This is a genomic window from Bacterioplanes sp. CLAM21 (genome assembly GCF_059641015.1).
Genome location: NZ_CM184929.1, coordinates 2,111,349 through 2,131,794 on the forward strand (window position 1 = coordinate 2,111,349; position 20,446 = coordinate 2,131,794).

The window sequence follows — 20,446 nt, forward strand, 5'->3', positions numbered from 1 at the left end:
ATGTCGCAGTATGTGCTGGCCATTGATAATGGTACACAAAGTGTGCGAGTGCTGGTGTTTGATCGCCACGGCAACGAGGTGGCAAAGAGCAAAGTGGCATTGCAGGCGTATGTGTCGGAGCATCCGGGCTGGGCCGAGCAGCAGCCAGATTATTATTGGCAGTCGTTGCAGCAGGCGTTTCAAGGGTTATGGGCGCAAAATATTGTTAAGCCCGAGCAAATTGCCGGCGTGTCTTTGACGACCCAGCGCTACACCATGATTAACTTGGATGCCGATAAGCGTCCATTGCGGCCAGCGATTGTGTGGATGGATCAGCGCAAGGCGACGCCTGAGGGGCCAGTAAAAGGCCTGTGGGGATTGGCCATTAAAGCATTGCGGCTGAGTCCTGTGATCGATGATTTACGTGCCAAAGCGCGCGATAACTGGCTCGCACAGCACGAGCCTGATGTGTGGCGAAACACCGCACATTACGTCAATTTGTCGGCTTATTTAACCTACCAATTAACCGGTCAGCTGCGCGATTCAACAGGCTCTATTGTTGGTTATTTGCCCTACGATTATCGCCGCCAATGCTGGGCGAAGGCCTCCGATTTAAAGTGGAAGCTGCTGGCGGCCAAGCGCCATATGATGCCGGAGCTGGTGGCTCCGGGGCAGCGTTTAGGCGACATATCGACCACGGCTGCTGAGCTCACTGGATTACCAAAGGGGCTGCCCATGATAGCGGCTGCGTCGGATAAAGCGTGTGAAGTATTAGGTGCTGGTGGCAGTGACCCTCACATCGGCTGTTTGAGTTTTGGTACCACGGCCACCATCAATACCACCACTCCCAAATACGTTGAAACCTTGCCCTTTATTCCACCCTATACCGCTGCGCTTCCGGGCCATTACAACACTGAAATGATGGTTTATCGCGGCTTTTGGATGGTGAGCTGGTTTAAGCAGGAGTTTGCTCACTATGAGCAGCGCAAAGCCACGGAGCTGGGATTGGAAGCCGAGCAGCTGTTTGATGAGCTGCTTAATCAAGTGCCACCAGGTTCCATGGGATTGATGATGCAGCCCTATTGGTCACCCGGAGTGCGCCAGCCGGGGCCAGAGGGTAAAGGGGCTCTCATTGGCTTTGGTGATGTGCATACCCGGGCCCATGTGTATCGCGCTATTTTGGAAGGGCTGGCGTACGAGCTGCGCCAGGGTAAAGAGCAAATTGAACGGCGTAGTCGAGTGCCGATTACCCGTTTGCGGGTGTCTGGTGGCGGTTCACAAAGTAATGCCGCGATGCAGTTGACGGCAGATATCTTTGGCATGGCAGCCGAGCGGCCCCATACCTATGAAGCATCAGGATTAGGCGCGGCGATCAACTGCGCCGTTGGCTTGGGCTGGTACGATGATTATCGATTGGCCACCGATGCTATGACGCGCGTTGGAGAAGTATTTGAGCCGCATCTGCCGACGGTGCGTTTGTATGATCGCCTCTATCGTGAGGTGTACCAGAAAATGTACCGTCGTATGCAGCCGCTGTATCGCTCGATACGCGATATCACCGGTTACCCTGAGTAATGTCGCCCAGCTGGCTGAGTAGCTGGCGGGTCTCATCAATGGCCTGGCGATAGCTTTGTTGCAGGACGTTACGGTCGATGGCGTGACTTTGCAGCAATGGCCACTCAAGGCTGTCCCAATCGCCTTGCTCAAGTGCGTGCAGCGTGCGCAGTAGCCAGCCGTAATGGCCTTGCTGTTGCAGCAGTGCCTCGCTTAGCTCTTGGCTAAAGCGCAGGCGCTGGCAGATGTCGCTCATCGGCAGATCAGTAAAGGCATCAAGCAAGGAAAACAGCCCTAGGGTAAAGGCCGAATCGCGCTCCAGTTCGGTATGCTGAGCCAGAAGTTGGCAGCAATGGGCACGCACCAGTGCTTGTTCGCGCAGTGCCAGAGGTTTGTCGTCCAGGCGACCCAGGGCGAGTATGTTGGTCCAGGAACGGATGCGATCCAAGCCAACCAATACCAGGGCGTGGCGAATGGAAGAAATGGTGGTGACGCAGCCGACGGCGGCGGAATTGACCAGCTGCAATAGCTTAAAGCTCAGTTGTGGTTCACTGCGCAGCAGTGATTCGACCGCGTCCATGTCGACATCGGGTTGGTTAAGCACTTGTAACAGCTGCAGTACCGCGACCTTGTTGTCGGACAGTCGTTTGCCAAACAAAGGCTTTGGCCGATCAAAAAAGTAACCCTGGAACAGGGTAAAACCGGCGTCGCGACAGAATTCAAATTCAGCGTGATCTTCCACCTTCTCCGCCAGCCAAATTTGGCGCTCGTCGTAAAACTGGTGCAGCAGCGCTTCTACTTGCTGCAAGTTATCGAGCAGGCGCACATCAACTTTGACGATGTCCGCCAAGGGCAGCAGCAGCTTCTGTGCTTCGGTGGCCGAAAAATCGTCCAAAGCAATGCGGTAGCCGTATTTGCGCAGCTTCTGCAGCGCTTCAATGTTGGCGCTGCTGGCATCGGTATATTCGATCACTTCGGCCACCAGCGCATCGGGGGGCAGTAGTGGTGGATTCTGCAGCCAGTGCTCGGTGAAGTTGATATAGGCTGGCAGGCCGCCAGTGACTTGCTCAATGCCGAGATCGTGAAAGGCGCTGACCATCACATTGCGTGTTGCCTCATCACCGTCCAGTGCCTGTGCCTGGGCATCTATCGGCGGCAGTGGTCGGTACAGCAGTTCATAGGCCACGACCTGCAGGTTGGCATCAAGGATCGGTTGTCGGGCCAGCAATGGAGACGATTCTGGTTGCATGGTGATTCCGTCAAGTGATTACTACCAGTGTAACGGCTTTCGCGGGCTTTTTTGTGGCGCTTGTCTACACTTTAGTGAAAATTGTACGGCGGAGCACAGTATGAGTGGAGTCCTGAGCAGCGTTGATGCCAGAACACAGTTGGTGGGGCAGAATCGACTGGAGCTGCTGTTATTCCATTTGGGCGGAACTCAGCTGTTTGCCATCAATGTGTTTAAGGTTCAGGAAGTGATGCGCCTGCCAGCTCTGACCAAGATGCCTGATCGTCACCCGGTGGTGCGCGGGGTGACGCATTTGCGCGGTCAAACCGTACCGGTGGTTGACCTGCGTCATGCCATCCAGATGGGCCCTTTGAAAGTGGCCGAAGAAGAAGCCACTATCATAGTGACCGAATACAACATGACGGTGCAGGCCTTTTTGGTGGGTGGAGTTGATCGCATCGTCAATATGAATTGGAATGAAATCCTACCGCCGCCTGGTGGCTCTGGTCGTAATCATTATCTCACTGCCATTACTCGTATTGAGGAGCGCATTGTTGAAATCATCGATGTGGAAAAGGTGCTGGCGGAAATTGCTCCCTATGATTTGGATCTATCTAACGATTTATACGATCAGGAACTTCTTGATCGCATTAAAGGTAAGGACATATTAATCGTCGACGACTCCCATGTCGCTCTGGGGCAAATGAAACAAGTGCTAACGCCCATGGGGTTAAATATCGTTGAGGCTAACAATGGCCTTGAGGCGTACCAAATGCTGATGCACTGGAAGGAACAGGGCAAGGATCTAGAAAATGACCTGATGATGATTATCACCGACGCTGAAATGCCAGAGATGGACGGTTATATGCTGACCACTGAAATTCGTCGTGATCCACAGTTGAAGGGCACGACTATTGTGCTGCACACCTCGCTGTCTGGTAATTTTAATCGTGCCATGGTGAAAAAAGTGGGCTGTGATGGCTTTTTATCCAAATTTGCACCAGAAGCCATGACCACCGAAGTGCAGCGTTTAATCCGGGTTAAATTGGGTATGGAGGCTGCTTCTGAGTAGCTATAAGGTTTATCTTATCGCACAATATCGGGCCGGCATTGCCGGCCTTTTTTATTGCAGGAGCAAAACGATGGCCACAATTGAACGCTTATTTATATACCCAATTAAATCGTGTGCACCCGTTGAGGTCGATGCGTTTGAGCTGGATGCACTGGGGCCGGTGGGTGATCGTCGTTATATGGTGGTGGATGATAAGGGCAAGTTTTTAAGCCAGAGACAGTTGCCGCAGATGGCTAAAATTGAGGCAGGCTTTGATGGTCAGACGCTGCTTATTACCTTGCCAGAGCAGCAGACCTTTGCTGTGGAGCTGACTGACGAGCGCGCCGATGTCGAAGTCTGGGGGGATGTGGTATCCGCTCGATTGGCCGTTCAATCTATCAATGAGCGTTTATCGGAGTATTTGGGTCGCTCTTGTCGTTTGGTGTTCATGGATGATGTGAGTGAGCGTCTGGTCGACCCTGATTACAGTTCTGGCGATCGTCAGGTCGGTTTTGCTGATGGTTTTCCCTTGTTGGTCGTCAATCAAAGCAGTGTTGATTTTCTCAGTGAGCAGTTGGGTCGCACGGTCGATGTTAGGCGTTTTCGGCCCAATGTGGTGCTGTCGGGTGACGAGCTCACTGCATTGGATGAATATCAGTGGCGTTCTCTGAAGTTGCCGCAAGGTCATTTGGATATCGCCAAGCTATGCGGCAGATGTGTTATTCCGACGCGAGATATGCAAAGCCTTGAGCGAGAGGGTGATTTTTTGGACGTGTTGAAACAGCATTGCCGGGTCGATGGCAAAATCATTTTCGGTCAAAATGCGATTCACCAGCAGCTAAGCTCTTTGGTCGTGGGCCAAAAGGTTGAAATCGTTCGTTAAAAAAACTCGATTTCGTCATTGGTGCCCTGGGTATCGTCGTCACGGCGTTCAAAGTGATGGCGATATATTTGTAGGGCTTCGGCAATGCTGTGCCCAGACAAAATGTATTCATACATGATCCGTTCTGCTTCCATGGTGTAATTGGATTTAATATCGCTCTGCAGTGTTCTCCAGGCGGCGCGCTGGTAGCGTTGTTTGGGGCTGGCAATTAAATGCCCCATTTCTTCTAGGCTGTCGCCAACGTGTTCCAGGCGTTGACACAAGCGATCATAAAACTGAAAGCTCACCACGGATTTTTGAATGCTGCCTTGAATGGACTCAGCCAGGCTTCTGACTTGCTGGTAATGATCGGCATCGCTAAGAGCGACCAGCTGCTGGGCGCAATCGGCAATGGCAGAAAATTGCTCCGTCAGTTCGCCAATGCTGTCGTTGCTCTCGTGTAGCGAGGTGTCTATTTGACTGACGGCGAGGGCCAGTAGTGTCAGTGTTTCACTGATCTGGCTCCAGTCGGGTTGTTCATCTCCATTACTTTGCGCTGATAAGCTGCGACGGTCGGGTTTGCTCATGCTGCTATCCTTGATGGCCGACAATGACACTGCTAATCGCTAAGCATAGCTGAGGTTGGACACATTGCGCCCGCTCGGTGTGTTTGATAGCAGCAACGACAGGCGCTGGCCCGACGTTGCCAGCAGATTATTCTGTGTCTGGGTTGAGCTGTTGTAGTCGGTAGAATAAGGCTGATGTGTCGCAGCGGCCCTTGCCTAGGTTTTGCAGTTCCGCATAAAACTGGTCGACCAGGGCGGTCAGTGGCAAGCCGATGCCGATTTGCTTCGCTTCGTCGAGGCAGATGCCTAGGTCTTTGCGCATCCAGTCGATGGCAAAGCCATGTTCATAGTGATCTTCTTGCATGGTTTGATGGCGATTCACCATTTGCCAGCTGCCTGCTGCTCCTTGGCTGATAACGCTCACCACCTTGCTGATATCCAGGTGTTGTTTTTGTGCCATGAGTAGGCCTTCGGATAAGCTTTGTAGCACGCCAGCGATGCAAATTTGATTGACCATTTTTGTTGCTTGGCCGGCCCCGGCTGGCCCCATGTGTTCAATGGCTTTGGTATAAGGGGCGGTCAGTTTCCTAGTGCGTTGATAAGGCTCGCTGTCACCACCAACCATGAGGCTAAGTTGGCCGTTTATCGCGCCTTGCTCGCCGCCGGATACCGGAGCATCAATAAAGTCGACTTGATGCTGGCGGCAAAGTTGGTGCATTTCTTGTGCTAGGGAGCCTGAGGTGGTGGTGTGATCGACCAATAAACTGCCCGCTTTCATATTGGCTAATAAGCCATCTGCACGACTGATGAGGTCGCGCACGTCACTGTCGCGGCCTACGCACATAAACACAGCATCGGCATCACTAACGGCGCTGGCAAGGGTGTCGCACGCATCGCCTGAAAATTCCGTTGCCCATTGCTGAGCCTTGCTGTAAGTGCGATTCCAAACACGGACGCTGTGTCCGGCCTTTGCTAGGTGTCCTGCCATGGGGTAGCCCATGGTGCCTAAGCCAATAAAACTCAGTTTGGCCATGTTTAATCCTTAACAAGAGTGAAGGTGGAAACAAAAAAGCCGCTCTAAGAGCGGCTTTTAATTTAAGCGGGGTAGTCGCGCTTGTCGTAGCCAGTGTAAAGCTGGCGCGGACGACCAATGCGGTAGCCTTCGCTGATCATTTCGTTCCAGTGAGCAATCCAGCCCGGGGTGCGACCGGTAGCAAAAATCACGGTGAACATTTCGGTTGGAATACCGATGGCTTTTAAAATAATGCCAGAATAGAAATCGACATTTGGATATAGGCCACGCTTGATGAAGTATTCGTCTTCGGTGGCAATTTTTTCTAGCTTCATGGCGATTTTCAGCAGCGGATCATTTTCCATGCCCAGCTCTGCCAATACTTCGTCACAGGTTTGCTTCATCACGCGAGCGCGAGGGTCGAAGTTTTTGTAGACGCGATGACCAAAGCCCATCAGGCGGAATGGATCATCTTTGTCTTTGGCGCGCTCGATAAAGGTGTCGATATTTGATTCGTCACCAATTTCATTCAGCATGTTCAATACGGCTTCGTTGGCGCCGCCATGAGCAGGTCCCCACAGTGCAGCAATGCCTGAGGCAATACATGCAAATGGGTTGGCGCCGGTAGAGCCAGCCAGGCGTACCGTTGACGTCGAGGCATTTTGCTCATGGTCAGCATGCAACAAGAAAATGCGATCCATGGCTTTGGCCAGTACTGGGCTGATTTCTTTTTCTTCACACGGCGTATTGAACATCATGTGCAGGAAATTTTCTGAGTAGCTCAGTTCATTGCGTGGGTACATGAACGGTTGGCCGATGCTGTACTTATATACCATGGCAGCCAAGGTTGGCATTTTGGCGATCAGGCGATGTGCTGACACCAAACGATGGTGTTCATCGTGAATATCCAAAGAATCATGGTAGAACGCTGATAGTGCGCCAACCACACCACACATCACCGCCATCGGGTGAGCGTCGCGACGGAAACCGTTAAAGAAATGGCTCAGTTGCTCGTGCACCATGGTGTGATTTTTTATGGTGCTGACAAAATCGCTTTTCTGCTCAGCAGTCGGCAGCTCGCCGTGCAGCAGCAGATAGCAAGTTTCTAAATAATCGGAATGCTCAGCCAATTGCTCGATTGGGTAGCCGCGGTGCAGTAGCACACCGGCAGCGCCATCAATATAGGTAATCTTAGATTCGGTGGCGGCAGTGGATACGAAGCCGGGGTCATAGGTGAACAGACCCTTTCCAGTCAGGCTGCGAACGTCAACGACGTCAGGGCCAACGGTGCCTTCATAGACGGGAAGTTCCAGTGCCTCGTCGATGCCATCGACCTTCAGAGTTGCTTTCTTGTCAGCCATGTTTCGGCCTCCTGCTGTTATCGTTTTACCCCTGAAAAAACAGGGCATTGCCTAAATTTGAGGGGCCAACTATATGGGCTGATGCTCGTTTGTCAATTGCCGAGCGGACGCGTCGGGATCTGCAAGTTGCTCTAGTATAGTTGTCATGCTGTGCTTGCAAGTGAGGCCACTCCAGGGCTGGAATTGAGGGCTGGCGGCCTTTTGCCGGGCGTTGTCGATTGTAAATCTGACCTCTGGTGACTATAATTTGTCGCAACCCGAAACTTGTGCAAGAGTTGTACACGATTTGGGCTGTATTGTTGAGACTGAGCTACCCGGTGGAACAGCCAGGGTCGCCAAAAAGAGAGTGTTTAGAGCCGTGAATAGCAATAGACCAGTAAATCTAGACCTGACTACCATTCAGCTCCCGCTGCCCGGCAAAGCATCCATTTTGCACCGCATTTCTGGCGTTATTTTATTTTTCGCCGTTGCATTTGTGCTTGCTGCTTTGTCTATGTCGCTCGAATCTGAAGCCAGCTTCGCCGACTTTAAAGCGTCCTTTGACCATGGTCTTGTCAAGTTCATTGCCTGGGGAATCGTAACTGCCTTGGGTTATCACTTTATCGCCGGTGTTAAGCACCTGGTAATGGATATGGGCATAGGCGAAACAAAAGAGGGCGGTCGTACCGGTGCCATCATCACGTTGGTGGGTGGTGTGATCGTCGCTGTCTTGGCAGGAGTTTGGGTATGGTAACAAGTATTACGAATTTAGGCCGCAGTGGTCTGTACGATTGGGTAATCCAGCGTCTCACCGCAGTGGTGTTGGCTCTCTACACTCTTTTTATGCTCGGTTTTTTGATCGCATCGCCTGATTTGCAGTATTCGCAATGGCAAGGTTTGTTTGCGCAAACTTGGATGAAGATCTTTTCCCTGGCCGCCCTGATTTCACTGTGCGCCCATGCGTGGGTGGGCATGTGGACCGTATCGACCGATTACCTCAAAAGCGCCGGTGTGCGTTTTGCGTTCCAGTTTGTGTGTGCAGCGTTCCTGTTCACCTATCTGGTCTGGGGTATTGATATTTTCTGGGGTGTGTAAGTCATGGCAAAAATTCGAACTATGTCCTTTGATGCCATCGTGATCGGTGGTGGTGGTGCAGGTATGCGTGCTGCACTGCAATTGACAGAAGCAGGCATAAAAACCGCCTGTATTACTAAAGTATTTCCAACGCGCTCGCACACTGTGTCTGCTCAAGGTGGTATTACCTGTGCGATTGCGTCTGCTGATCCGAATGATGATTGGCGTTGGCACATGTACGACACCGTCAAGGGGTCGGACTATATCGGTGACCAGGACGCGATTGAGTATATGTGCTCTGTCGGTCCACAAGCGGTATTCGAATTAGAGCACATGGGTCTGCCGTTCTCTCGTACCGAAGAAGGCCGCATTTATCAGCGGCCATTCGGTGGTCAGTCAAAGGGTCCGGATAATCCAACCCAGGCAGCGCGTACCTGTGCGGCAGCTGACCGTACCGGTCATGCCTTGCTGCACGCCTTGTACCAGGGCAACTTGAAAGGCGGCACTACCTTCTTAAATGAATGGTATGCCGTGGATCTGGTAAAAAATGCTCAAGGCCAGGTGGCGGGTGTGATCGCTATTGATATTGAATCGGGCGAAACCGTTTATATCAAAGCCAAAGCGACGGTACTGGCAACGGGTGGTGCAGGTCGTATCTATCAGTCGACTACTAATGCACTGATCAATACCGGTGACGGTGTTGGTATGGCGTTGCGCGCTGGCGTGCCAATGCAAGATATGGAAATGTGGCAGTTCCACCCAACCGGTATTGCTGGAGCGGGTGTTCTGGTCACCGAAGGCTGTCGTGGTGAAGGTGGATACCTGATCAATAAAGACGGTGAGCGCTTTATGGAGCGTTATGCTCCAAACGCCAAAGACCTAGCGGGCCGTGACGTGGTTGCGCGTTCCATGGTGATGGAAATTCTGGAAGGTCGTGGCTGTGGTGAAGACGGCGATCACGTATTCCTGAAGCTGGATCATCTGGGCGAAGAAACCCTTAATGCTAAATTGCCGGGTATTCTTGAGTTATCTCGTACCTTTGCTCACGCCGACCCAGTTAAAGAGCCGATTCCAGTGGTGCCAACCTGTCACTATATGATGGGTGGTATTCCGACCAATATCGGTGGACAAGCGCTGACCCAAGACGAAAATGGCAATGATGTTGTCGTTGAAGGTTTGTACGCGGCTGGTGAAATTGCCTGTGTATCCGTGCACGGTGCCAACCGCTTGGGCGGTAACTCACTGCTGGACTTGGTGGTATTTGGTCGTGCGGTAGGTTTGCAAGTTGAGCAGAATTTCCGTGATGGATTTGAAACTCAAGATGCCAGCGAAGAAGACATCGAGCGTGCAATGGCACGTCTGAATCGTCTGAATAACTCTACCACGGGTGAAAAAGTGGCAGATGTTCGTGCCGATCTGCAAAAAACCATGCAGCTTTATTTCGGTGTATTCCGTGAAGGCGAAAGCATGGAAAAAGGTCTGAAAATGCTCGAAGAAATCGGTCAGCGCGTTAAAAATACCGTGTTGGAAGATAAGAGCTCAGCCTTTAATACCGCCCGTATCGAAGCGCTGGAGTTGGATAACCTGTTTGAAACAGCGTATTCCACAGCAGTCGCTGCAGCCGAGCGTAAAGAATCTCGTGGTGCTCATGCTCGTAACGATTATACCGAGCGTGATGATGAGAACTGGTTGTGCCATTCACTGTATTTCCCGCAAACCAAATCTATTGGTAAGCGTGCGGTGAATTTTGAGCCAAAAACCGTTCCTGCATTTCCACCTAAAGTTCGTACCTACTAATCGGGGAGTGATGACATGTTAGTAAGTATCTATCGCTACAACCCTGAGACCGACGAAGCACCGGTCATGCGTGATTACCAGATTGAAGTTCCTGGTAATCGTGACGTTATGATTCTAGATGTGCTGGCGTTGGTAAAAGAGCAGGATCCAACACTGGCGTATCGTCGTTCTTGCCGTGAAGGTGTGTGCGGTTCAGACGGTATGAATATTAATGGTAAGAATGGCTTGGCTTGCATTACGCCAATCTCTGAAGCAACCAATGGCAAAATGGACAAGCTGGTGCTGCGTCCTCTGCCTGGTATGCCAGTGATTCGTGACCTGGTTATCGATATGAGCCTGTTCTACCAACAATACGAGAAAGTGAAACCTTTCTTGCGTAATAATACCCCGGCGCCGGCAATCGAGCGGTTGCAGTCGCCGGAAGAGCGCGAAAAGCTGGACGGTTTGTACGAATGTATTTTGTGCGCATGCTGTTCCACTTCTTGTCCTTCTTTCTGGTGGAACCCGGACAAATTTATTGGTCCGGCAGGTCTGTTACAGGCTTATCGCTTTTTGGCAGACAGTCGTGATACCACCACAGCAGAGCGTCTGACGGAACTGAGTGATCCGTTCAGTGTGTTCCGTTGCCGTGGCATCATGAACTGTGTCAATGTCTGTCCTAAAGGGTTGAACCCAACCCGGGCGATTGGTCACATCCGTAATATGTTGCTGTCACAGCAGATATAACGCGGACGTTTCGGTTCCTGGCAATATTAGACGTAAGTGGGCTGGACACACGGTCTTCTTACGTTGACAATTTTTCAAGAATGGCGCCCACAAAGCGCCATTCTTAACTAAGCTAAGCTAGTCCTAAACTTGAGGGGGCGAGTCATTCTCGTCGCACCTCAGAGGAAACGCGACCTACACGGTTGACCCTCTACCATGCCTTGCATTGGAGCTGGTGCGTGCACTCTGTGGTGTTACTCTCGCAGTCACAATGATCAGGGTGTCATACACAATGCACGAGCAGACAATGGAGCAACTTTGGAGCACCTCGCAGCTAGCGGGGGGCAATGTTGCTTATGTGGAGGAGCTCTTCGAATCCTACCTCAAAGATCCTAATGAGGTGCCCGAAGAATGGCGAAATTATTTTGACCAACTCCCCCGCGTCGACGAAGCGTCCAGCGTCGATATTCCCCATAAACCTATTCGCGAACAATTTCTGCTGTTATCTAAGAACCAGCATCGCGCCCGTCCGGCATCGGCGGCGAGTGTTAGCTCAGAGCATGAGCGCAAGCAGGTTCATGTATTACAGCTGATTAATGCCTATCGTGGACGTGGCCATCAGCACGCCAAGCTGGATCCTCTGGAGCTGATGGAGCGCGAAAATGTCCCCGACTTAGAACTGACTTTCCACGGCTTGTCTGCGGCCGATCTGGATACTCAGTTCCAGACCGGGTCATTATTTATTGGACACGATGAAGCGAATTTAAAGACTATTGTTGATGCGCTGGAGGCGACTTATTGTGGCTCTGTCGGTGCAGAATACATGCACATCGTCAACACCGCTGAGCAGCGCTGGTTTCAGCAACGACTGGAAAGTGTGCGTTCTCATCCTAAATACGGCGAAGAAGTTAAGTTGCACCTGCTCGAGCGCTTAACGGCTGCTGAGGGTCTGGAAAAATATCTCGGCTCGCGTTACCCCGGCGTAAAACGCTTTGGTTTGGAAGGTGGTGAAAGCTTGATTCCGCTGATGGATGAATTAATCCAGCGCAGCGGAACCTATGGCGCCAAGGAACTCGTTATCGGCATGGCGCACCGCGGCCGTCTTAACACCCTGATCAATATCCTTGGTAAAAAAACCTCTGACTTGTTTGATGAGTTTGACGGTAAAGCTCAGTACGATTCTCACGGTGATGTGAAATATCACCAGGGCTTTTCTTCTAATGTGATGACGCCGGGCGGTGAAGTGCATTTGGCGCTGGCATTTAACCCGTCGCATCTTGAAATTGTTTCGCCCGTGGTTGAAGGCTCTGTGCGTGCCCGTCAAGATCGCCGCGACGACAGCAAGGGTGACCAAGTTGTTCCTGTACTGATTCACGGTGATGCTGCTTTTGCAGGTCAAGGCGTGGTGATGGAAACCTTCCAGTTATCGCAAACCCGTGCTTATAAAACCGGTGGCACGATTCATATCGTGATCAATAACCAGGTGGGTTTCACCACATCCAAGCGTGAAGACGTTCGTTCAACGGAATACTGCACCGACGTTGCTAAGATCGTTGAAGCGCCGATTTTGCATGTGAACGGTGACGACCCAGAAGCTGTGCTGTTTGTGACTCAGCTGGCTGTCGACTATCGCAACGAATTTAATAAAGACGTGGTGATCGACCTGGTGTGTTATCGCCGTCGTGGCCACAACGAAGCCGACGAGCCATCCGGCACCCAGCCATTGATGTACGCCAAAATCAAAAATCAAAAGACTACGCGTGAACTGTACGCTAATCGTTTGATCGAGATGGGTGTGTTAACTGCGGCGACGGCCAAAGATCTTGAAGAAGAGTACCGTAGCGCTTTGGATCAAGGACAGCATGTTGTTCGTTCACTGGTGAAAGAGCCAAACGAAGCGCTGTTTGTCGATTGGAAGCCTTATGTTGGCCATAAGTGGACGGCGGACTCAGATACCCGCTTTGATTTAAAAACCTTACAGGATTTATCCAATAAATTATTGGAAGTGCCGGAAGGTTTTGCCGTTCAGCGCCAGGTCAACAAGATTCTGGAAGACCGCCGCAAAATGACAGCGGGAGCGTTGCCGATTAACTGGGGCTTCGCTGAAACCATGGCTTACGCCACTCTGTTACAAGAGGGTCATCCGGTTCGGATTACGGGTCAGGATGTGGGGCGTGGTACTTTCTCGCACCGCCATGCGGTTTTGCATAATCAAAAAGACGGTGGCCGCTACGTACCGCTAGCCAATATTGCGGATGGTCAGCCGCCGTTCGATCTGTACGATTCGCTGCTGTCTGAAGAAGCCGTTTTGGCGTTTGAATATGGCTATGCTACCACCACGCCAAATGCATTAGTGGTATGGGAAGCACAGTTTGGCGATTTCGCTAACGGTGCTCAGGTGGTATTCGACCAGTTTATCTCCAGTGGTGAGCATAAGTGGGGTCGCCTGTGTGGTTTGACCATGCTGCTGCCACACGGTTACGAAGGTCAGGGTCCAGAGCACTCATCCGCTAGACTGGAGCGCTATCTGCAGTTGTGTGCTGAGCACAATGTACAGATTTGTGTGCCATCGACGCCGGCGCAGGTGTATCACATGCTGAGACGTCAGGTAATTCGTCCGCTGCGTAAGCCGTTGGTGGTGATGTCACCTAAGAGTTTGCTGCGCCACAAATTGGCGACCAGCACACTGGAAGAACTGGCAGACGGTAAGTTCCAGACCGTGATCAACGAGATCGATGAGCTGGACAAGGACAAGGTCAAGCGCGTGGTGATGTGTTCAGGCAAGGTGTATTACGACTTGTTGGAACGTCGCCGTAGCGAAGAAATTGATGACGTTGCGATTGTGCGTATTGAGCAACTATACCCATTCCCAGGCAATGATTTGTCGGCGGTATTGTCTCAGTACAGCAACGTTTCAGAGGTCTTCTGGGTACAAGAAGAACCAATGAATATGGGTGCATGGTACAGCAGCCAGCACCATATGCGTCGTGTCTTGTCGTCAATCAATGATGGCATTCACTTGCAATATGCTGGTCGTAAGGCGTCGGCATCACCGGCTGCTGGTTACATGGCGCTGCATCTTGAGCAGCAAGAAAAACTGATCCGTGACGCTCTGGGGCTTCAGGGCTAGGCAAACGCAGAATACGAAGGAAATACTCGAAATGAGCATCGAAATTAAAGCACCTACCTTTCCTGAGTCCGTCGCAGACGGCACGGTAGCTACCTGGCACAAGCAGCCAGGTGAACCGGTTGCCCGTGATGAGCTGCTGGTAGACATCGAAACGGATAAAGTAGTGTTGGAAGTGGTTGCCCCGGCTGACGGCACGATGAAAGACATCCTCAAGCAAGAGGGTGATGTGGTATTGAGCGACGAAGTATTGGGTATCTTCGTTGCTGGTGAAGTTGCACAAGCGGCACCTGCGGCTGCGGAAGAAGCGCCTGCGGCGACCGAAACGGCCAGCGATAGCGACATTATCCTGAGCCCAGCAGCCCGTAAGTTGGCAGAAGAGAAAGGCATCAGCCCTGCAGACATCAAGGCCACTGGCAAAGACGGCCGCGTGACCAAAGAAGATGTGCTGAACCATCTGAAATCTGCGCCGAAAGCGGCACCGGCTGCTGCGCCTGCGCCAGCTGCTGCGGCTCCTGCTGTACCAGCGGGTGAGCGTGTTGAAAAGCGCGTTCCTATGACGCGTCTGCGTGCCACCATCGCTAAGCGTTTGGTTGAGGCACAGCAAAATGCTGCCATGTTGACGACCTACAACGAAGTCAACATGAAGCCAGTGATGGATCTGCGTAAAAAGTACAAAGACCAGTTTGAAAAAGCTCACGGTGTGAAGCTTGGCTTTATGTCCTTCTTCGTTAAGGCTGCGACTGAAGCACTGAAGCGTTTCCCTGCTGTGAATGCATCAATCGACGGTAATGACATGGTTTACCACGGTTACCAAGATGTGGGTGTGGCGGTGTCAACTGATCGTGGTTTGGTGGTACCGGTATTGCGTGACTGTGACAGCATGGGTCTGGCAGAAATCGAAAGCACCATTGGTGATTTTGCTAAGCGTGGCCGTGAAGGCAAGCTGGGCATCGAAGACATGCAAGGCGGCACCTTTACCATCACCAACGGCGGTATCTTCGGCTCGCTGATGTCAACGCCGATTCTGAACCCTCCGCAAACTGCGATTCTGGGGATGCATAAGATTCAGGAGCGCCCGATGGCGGTCAATGGTCAGGTAGAAATTTTGCCGATGATGTACCTCGCAGTGTCATATGACCACCGTATGATTGATGGCAAGGAAGCAGTGCAGTTCCTGGTCACCATCAAAGAGCTGTTGGAAGACCCGGCTCGTTTGTTGCTGGACATTTAATTTAAAGTTAAGGAATTGTAATGAGCAAAAAGTTTGATGTGGTTGTAATCGGTGGTGGTCCAGCAGGATACGTGGCAGCCATCCGTTGCGCCCAGTTGGGTCTGAATACTGCTTGTATTGATAAGTGGTTGGATAAAGAAAACAAAGCCGTATTTGGTGGTACTTGCTTGAACGTCGGCTGTATTCCATCTAAAGCCTTGTTGGACAGCTCGCACAAATACGAAGAAGCCAAAGAAAAGTTCTCTTTGCACGGTATCAGCGTAGGCGACGTCAGCATTAATGTTGCTGACATGCTGAAGCGCAAGGATCAGATCGTAAAAAATCTGACCATGGGTGTTGCGACTCTGTTTAAAGCCAACGGTGTCACGCCTTTGGAAGGTACTGGCAAAATCTTGGCGGGTAAAAAAGTAGAGTTCACCAGTCATGCTGGCAACACCGAGGTGTTGGACGCTGACAACGTGATCATTGCCACCGGTTCTGTGCCAGTTAATATTCCGCCGGCGCCATTAACGGACGACATTATTGTTGATTCGACTGGTGCACTGGAATTCACCGAAGTACCTAAGCGTTTGGGTGTGATCGGTGCCGGTGTTATTGGTCTGGAATTGGGTAGCGTTTGGGGCCGTTTGGGTTCTGAAGTGGTGGTACTGGAAGCGCAGGACAACTTCCTGCATCTGGTTGACCAAACCGTAGCTAAAGAAGCGAAAAAACTGTTCACCAAGCAAGGTATGGATATCCGTACTGGCGCGCGCGTAACCGGTTCTGAAGTGAAAGACGGTCAAGTGACCGTGACTTTCCAAGACGCTGAAGGCGAAAAATCAGAAACCTTCGACAAGCTGATTGTCGCAGTAGGTCGTCGTCCTTACACCGAAGGTTTGTTTGCTGGTGATTCTGGCATTGAGCTGGATGAGCGTGGCTTTATCCACGTTGATGAAACTTGCAAAACCGACGCTCCAGGCGTGTGGGCCGTAGGTGATGTGGTGCGTGGTCCTATGCTGGCGCACAAAGCATCAGAAGAGGGTGTGATGGTGGCTGAGCGTATCGCTGGCCATAAAGCACAGCTGAACTACGACGTGATTCCTTCGGTGATTTATACCCACCCAGAGATTGCTTGGGTTGGTAAGACCGAAGACGAGCTGAAAGCGGCCGGTGAATCTTACAACGTTGGCATGTTCCCATTTGCGGCCAATGGCCGTGCTATGGCTGCTGCCGATACTGATGGTTTCGTTAAAATTATTGCTGATGCAGAAACGGATCGCATTTTAGGTGCCAGCGTTATTGGTCCTAACGCCGGTGATCTGTGCCAGCAAGTGGTAGTGGCGATGGAGTTTGGCTCCAGCGCTGAAGATATGGGTATGATGGTATTCGCCCATCCAACGATTTCTGAAGCGGTTCATGAGGCGGCTTTGGCAGTCAATAACGCTGCGATTCATAAAGCGAATCGTCGGCCTAAAAAGAAATAAGGCAGCGGCCCGGAAAACCGGGCCGTTGTTTTATGGCTGAACCGACCGCCGGCTGTTCCGGCGGTCGTTCGGTTGTTCAGCATCCAAACGTCGGGTACTCCGACAAAACTGATAGACAGGACGAAAGCGATGAACCTTCACGAATATCAGGGCAAGCAGCTTTTCGCTCAGTATGGTCTGCCTGTGTCAAAAGGTGTGGCAGCCCAAACTGCAGACGAAGCTGTAGCAGCAGCCGATGAGATCGGCGGCGACAAGTGGGTCGTTAAAGCACAAGTACACGCCGGTGGCCGTGGTAAAGCGGGTGGCGTGAAGCTGGTTTCCAGCAAAGAAGAGATTAAAGAATTCGCTGAAAAGTGGTTAGGTCAAAACCTGGTTACTTACCAGACTGACGAAAATGGTCAGCCTGTTAGCCGTATTCTGGTAGAAAGCTGCACCGATATCGCGAATGAACTGTACCTGGGCGCGGTGGTTGACCGTTCTACCCGTCGAGTGGTGTTTATGGCCTCGACGGAAGGTGGTGTTGAGATCGAAAAAGTGGCGGAAGAAACGCCAGAAAAGATCCTTAAAGCGACCATCGATCCTCTGACCGGTGCTCAGCCTTACCAAGGCCGTGAGCTGGCCTTTAAACTGGGTCTGCAAGGTGATCAGATTAAACAGTTCACCAAGATCTTTATGGGTCTGGCGCAATTGTTTATTGAAAAAGATCTGGCGCTGATCGAAGTGAACCCGCTGGTCATTAAAGAAGACGGTGATCTGCACTGCTTGGACGCCAAACTCGGCGTTGATGGCAATGCGTTGTACCGCCATAAAGACCTGCAAGAAATGAACGATCCTTCGCAGGAAGATGCGCGTGAAGCCGAAGCGGCTGAATGGGATCTGAACTATGTCGCTCTGGATGGCAACATTGGCTGTATGGTCAACGGTGCTGGCCTGGCGATGGGTACCATGGATATGGTGGCTCTGCACGGTGGTTTCCCAGCTAACTTCCTGGACGTTGGCGGCGGTGCGACTAAAGAGCGTGTGGCCCATGCGTTCAAACTGATCCTGTCAGACGACAAAGTGAAGGCAGTATTAGTGAACATCTTTGGTGGTATCGTGCGTTGTGACATGATCGCTGAAGGTATCATCGGTGCGGTTAAAGAAGTTGGCGTGAACGTTCCTGTCGTTGTTCGTCTGGAAGGCACCAATGCTGATCTGGGCAAAAAAGTTCTGGATGAGTCGGGTCTCGATATCATCGCGGCAGAAAGTTTAACAGACGCTGCAGTTCAAGCAGTTAAGGCAGCGGGGAACTAAGACATGTCAATTCTGATTAATAAAGACACCAAAGTTATCTGTCAGGGTTTCACTGGCGGTCAGGGTACTTTCCACTCTGAGCAAGCCATTGCCTACGGCACAAAAATGGTCGGTGGTGTAACGCCAGGTAAAGGTGGTACTGAGCACCTGGGTCTGCCAGTGTTTAACACCGTTGCTGAAGCGGTCGAAGCCACTGGTGCAGAAGCGTCTGTTATCTACGTACCAGCACCTTTCTGTAAGGATTCTATCCTGGAAGCTGCTCACGCGGGTATCAAGCTGATCGTGTGTATCACTGAGCACATTCCAGTGATGGATATGCTGGAGTGTAAGGTCAAGTGTGATGAGCTGGGTGTTCGTCTGATTGGTCCTAACTGCCCAGGCGTGATCACTCCAGGTGAATGTAAAATCGGCATTATGCCAGGCCACATTCACTTGCCAGGTAAAGTCGGTATCGTATCTCGTTCCGGTACCCTGACTTATGAAGCGGTTAAGCAAACCACAGATTATGGCTTCGGTCAGTCGACCTGTGTTGGTATCGGTGGTGACCCGATCCCAGGCTCTAACTTCATCGATATTCTGGAAATGTTCCAGAACGATCCAAAGACTGAAGCCATCGTTATGATCGGTGAAATCGGTGGTTCGGCCGAAGATGAAGCGGCTGCTTACATCAAAGAGCACGTGACTAAGCCTGTTGTGTCTTACATTGCTGGTGTGACTGCACCAAAAGGTAAGCGTATGGGTCACGCCGGTGCCATCATCTCTGGCGGTAAAGGTACCGCTGATGAGAAATTTGCGGCTTTAGAAGATGCAGGTGTTAAAACCGTGCGTTCTCTGGCGCAAATTGGTGAAGCACTGAAAGAAGTGACTGGCTGGTAATTTAGCCTGATCTTAAAGAGCCGGGGCATGCCCCGGCTTTTTTGTGCCTGGAATTCGCCGGCAGAGCACGGTCTGACTGCTAAGCTGGGCTTAATACCCTGTTGCGATGAGGAGGCTCGGCGTGTGGTTTAAACAAAAAGAGCAGGTGGCTGTCGATGTTGATGCGTTACAGGAGCGCCTGCTGCGTTTAGAGCGAGAAAACGAGCTGTTGCGTAAAGTAAAACAAGTGGCCGACATGCGCACCGAACACGGACTTGAGCAATTAGATGAGCTGCAGACATTGCGTGATTTATGGTTTTCCTCAGCCAGAGCGTTAGATCTTATTCGTAACACCATGGCGGCCAGTGCCGAGCAAATGGAAGAAAAAAATGCTGAGGTAGTGGGGGCCATTGATAAAGTCGCTGGTATCAATCAGGCGCTTGACCATTTAATGGTACAGCTTAAAAACATAGGCCAGGATACAACGGAAGCGTCGGAAGCGGTCAGTGGGTTAAAACAGGTCGCTAGTGGTATTCAAAATTTTGTTGGTTTAATTCAGGGAATATCTGAACAAACCAATTTATTGGCACTAAACGCAGCTATAGAAGCTGCCAGAGCCGGAGAGCAGGGCAGAGGTTTTGCGGTGGTGGCCGACGAAGTCCGTACCTTAGCTCAGCGCACCGCTGAAGCCACAGCTGAGATTGGCACCCTGATTTCGACCATAGGGGGTGAGGTCGATATTGTGGCGAATGGTATCAATACTGTGGGGACGCAAAGTCGCGAGTTGGCTGACAATGTGCATCAGGTCGCGGGTCAGATTTTGTCGGTTGGTGAGGTGTCTCGCCATGTGTCGGACAGTTTCACCGTTACTGCTAACAGCAGTTTTATTGAAACCGTTAAGCTGGATCATGTGGTTTGGAAGGCCCGTGCTTATCAAACCATTTGGAGCGAGGGTGTGCAGTCAGAGCATAATCTCGCAGATGATCATAGTTGCCGCTTAGGGCGTTGGTATCATGAAGGTTTGGGGCACGAGCGTTATCGGCACTTAAACAGTTATGCGCGTCTTGAAGAACCTCATTCCGCGGTCCATCGCCATGGCTTTAAAGCGATCGAATGCCATCGTAATGGCAACTCGGGTCAGGCCATTCATCACCTACAGCAAATGGAAAAGGCCAGTGATCGGGTAGTTGATATTCTCACTGAACTGGAACGTGAGATTGGGCACCAGGTCAGCCAATCTGTGTAACGACACCGGCTGAAACTAAGGCTGATGCTTCCCAGAGGTGATTTCACTATAATCGCCGCT

The 20,446-nt window shown here is 51.4% G+C and carries 17 protein-coding genes and 1 pseudogene; 14 read left to right on the top strand and 4 right to left on the bottom strand.

Features of this window, described 5'->3' with window-relative positions; all coding sequences use genetic code 11:
* On the top strand, positions 1–1,554 hold the full coding sequence (locus AC55FS_RS09765; protein WP_496935900.1) for an FGGY-family carbohydrate kinase: 1,554 nt from the start codon (positions 1–3) through the stop codon (positions 1,552–1,554).
* Here the strand turns inward: AC55FS_RS09765 and AC55FS_RS09770 are convergent.
* Positions 1,535–2,782, bottom strand: coding sequence for an EAL and HDOD domain-containing protein (locus tag AC55FS_RS09770; RefSeq protein ID WP_496935901.1), 1,248 nt, complete (start codon positions 2,780–2,782; stop codon positions 1,535–1,537). The genes AC55FS_RS09765 and AC55FS_RS09770 overlap by 20 nt on opposite strands.
* 100 nt (positions 2,783–2,882) lie before the next feature.
* Here AC55FS_RS09770 and AC55FS_RS09775 point away from each other — a divergent pair, with 100 nt between their 5' ends.
* Entirely contained in the window at positions 2,883–3,833 is a 951-nt protein-coding gene (locus tag AC55FS_RS09775; protein WP_496935902.1) for a chemotaxis protein CheV, read from the top strand.
* A 70-nt stretch (positions 3,834–3,903) separates the two neighbouring features.
* Positions 3,904–4,695, top strand: a complete 792-nt coding sequence (locus tag AC55FS_RS09780) for an MOSC domain-containing protein (RefSeq protein WP_496935903.1) — start codon at positions 3,904–3,906, stop codon at positions 4,693–4,695.
* Here the strand turns inward: AC55FS_RS09780 and AC55FS_RS09785 are convergent.
* From AC55FS_RS09785 to gltA, 3 genes are all read right to left on the bottom strand, one after another.
* The gene (locus AC55FS_RS09785; protein WP_496935904.1) at positions 4,692–5,261 is read right to left on the bottom strand and encodes a hypothetical protein; all 570 of its coding nucleotides are present in this window, start codon (positions 5,259–5,261) and stop codon (positions 4,692–4,694) included. The genes AC55FS_RS09780 and AC55FS_RS09785 overlap by 4 nt on opposite strands.
* A gap of 127 nt (positions 5,262–5,388) precedes the next feature.
* Positions 5,389–6,273: an NAD(P)-dependent oxidoreductase gene (locus tag AC55FS_RS09790; protein WP_496935905.1), complete on the bottom strand. Its 885-nt coding sequence runs from the start codon at positions 6,271–6,273 to the stop codon at positions 5,389–5,391.
* 62 nt (positions 6,274–6,335) lie between these two features.
* On the bottom strand, positions 6,336–7,613 hold the full coding sequence (gene gltA, locus AC55FS_RS09795; protein WP_496935906.1) for a citrate synthase: 1,278 nt from the start codon (positions 7,611–7,613) through the stop codon (positions 6,336–6,338).
* 358 nt (positions 7,614–7,971) lie between these two features.
* Between gltA and sdhC the strand changes: the two genes are divergently transcribed.
* The 11 genes and pseudogenes from sdhC to AC55FS_RS09850 all read left to right on the top strand — a co-directional run bounded on the left by sdhC (position 7,972) and on the right by AC55FS_RS09850 (position 20,386).
* Positions 7,972–8,346 carry a succinate dehydrogenase, cytochrome b556 subunit gene (sdhC, locus tag AC55FS_RS09800; protein WP_496935907.1) on the top strand — a complete coding sequence of 125 codons (375 nt, stop codon included), beginning with the start codon at positions 7,972–7,974 and terminating at the stop codon, positions 8,344–8,346.
* Complete coding sequence (gene sdhD, locus AC55FS_RS09805; RefSeq protein WP_496935908.1) at positions 8,340–8,687, top strand: succinate dehydrogenase, hydrophobic membrane anchor protein; 348 nt, start codon at positions 8,340–8,342, stop codon at positions 8,685–8,687. Before sdhC ends, sdhD begins: the two co-directional genes overlap by 7 nt.
* A 3-nt stretch (positions 8,688–8,690) precedes the next feature.
* A complete protein-coding gene (sdhA, locus tag AC55FS_RS09810) occupies positions 8,691–10,463 on the top strand; it encodes a succinate dehydrogenase flavoprotein subunit (protein ID WP_496935909.1) in 1,773 nt (590 codons plus the stop codon).
* 15 nt (positions 10,464–10,478) lie between these two features.
* Complete coding sequence (locus AC55FS_RS09815; protein ID WP_496935910.1) at positions 10,479–11,189, top strand: succinate dehydrogenase iron-sulfur subunit; 711 nt, start codon at positions 10,479–10,481, stop codon at positions 11,187–11,189.
* A gap of 271 nt (positions 11,190–11,460) precedes the next feature.
* Positions 11,461–14,298, top strand: a complete 2,838-nt coding sequence (locus AC55FS_RS09820) for a 2-oxoglutarate dehydrogenase E1 component (protein ID WP_496935911.1) — start codon at positions 11,461–11,463, stop codon at positions 14,296–14,298.
* A gap of 31 nt (positions 14,299–14,329) precedes the next feature.
* Positions 14,330–15,529 carry a 2-oxoglutarate dehydrogenase complex dihydrolipoyllysine-residue succinyltransferase gene (gene odhB / locus AC55FS_RS09825; RefSeq protein WP_496935912.1) on the top strand — a complete coding sequence of 400 codons (1,200 nt, stop codon included), beginning with the start codon at positions 14,330–14,332 and terminating at the stop codon, positions 15,527–15,529.
* A 20-nt stretch (positions 15,530–15,549) separates the two neighbouring features.
* A complete protein-coding gene (lpdA, locus tag AC55FS_RS09830; RefSeq protein WP_496935913.1) occupies positions 15,550–16,992 on the top strand; it encodes a dihydrolipoyl dehydrogenase in 1,443 nt (480 codons plus the stop codon).
* 129 nt (positions 16,993–17,121) lie between these two features.
* Entirely contained in the window at positions 17,122–18,285 is a 1,164-nt protein-coding gene (sucC, locus tag AC55FS_RS09835) for an ADP-forming succinate--CoA ligase subunit beta (protein ID WP_496935914.1), read from the top strand.
* A gap of 3 nt (positions 18,286–18,288) precedes the next feature.
* Entirely contained in the window at positions 18,289–19,161 is an 873-nt protein-coding gene (gene sucD, locus AC55FS_RS09840) for a succinate--CoA ligase subunit alpha (protein ID WP_496935915.1), read from the top strand.
* A gap of 430 nt (positions 19,162–19,591) precedes the next feature.
* Positions 19,592–19,951: pseudogene (locus AC55FS_RS09845) on the top strand (methyl-accepting chemotaxis protein); the annotation flags it as partial.
* A gap of 144 nt (positions 19,952–20,095) precedes the next feature.
* Complete coding sequence (locus tag AC55FS_RS09850) at positions 20,096–20,386, top strand: CZB domain-containing protein (protein ID WP_496935962.1); 291 nt, start codon at positions 20,096–20,098, stop codon at positions 20,384–20,386.
* Positions 20,387–20,446: the final 60 nt, after the last annotated feature.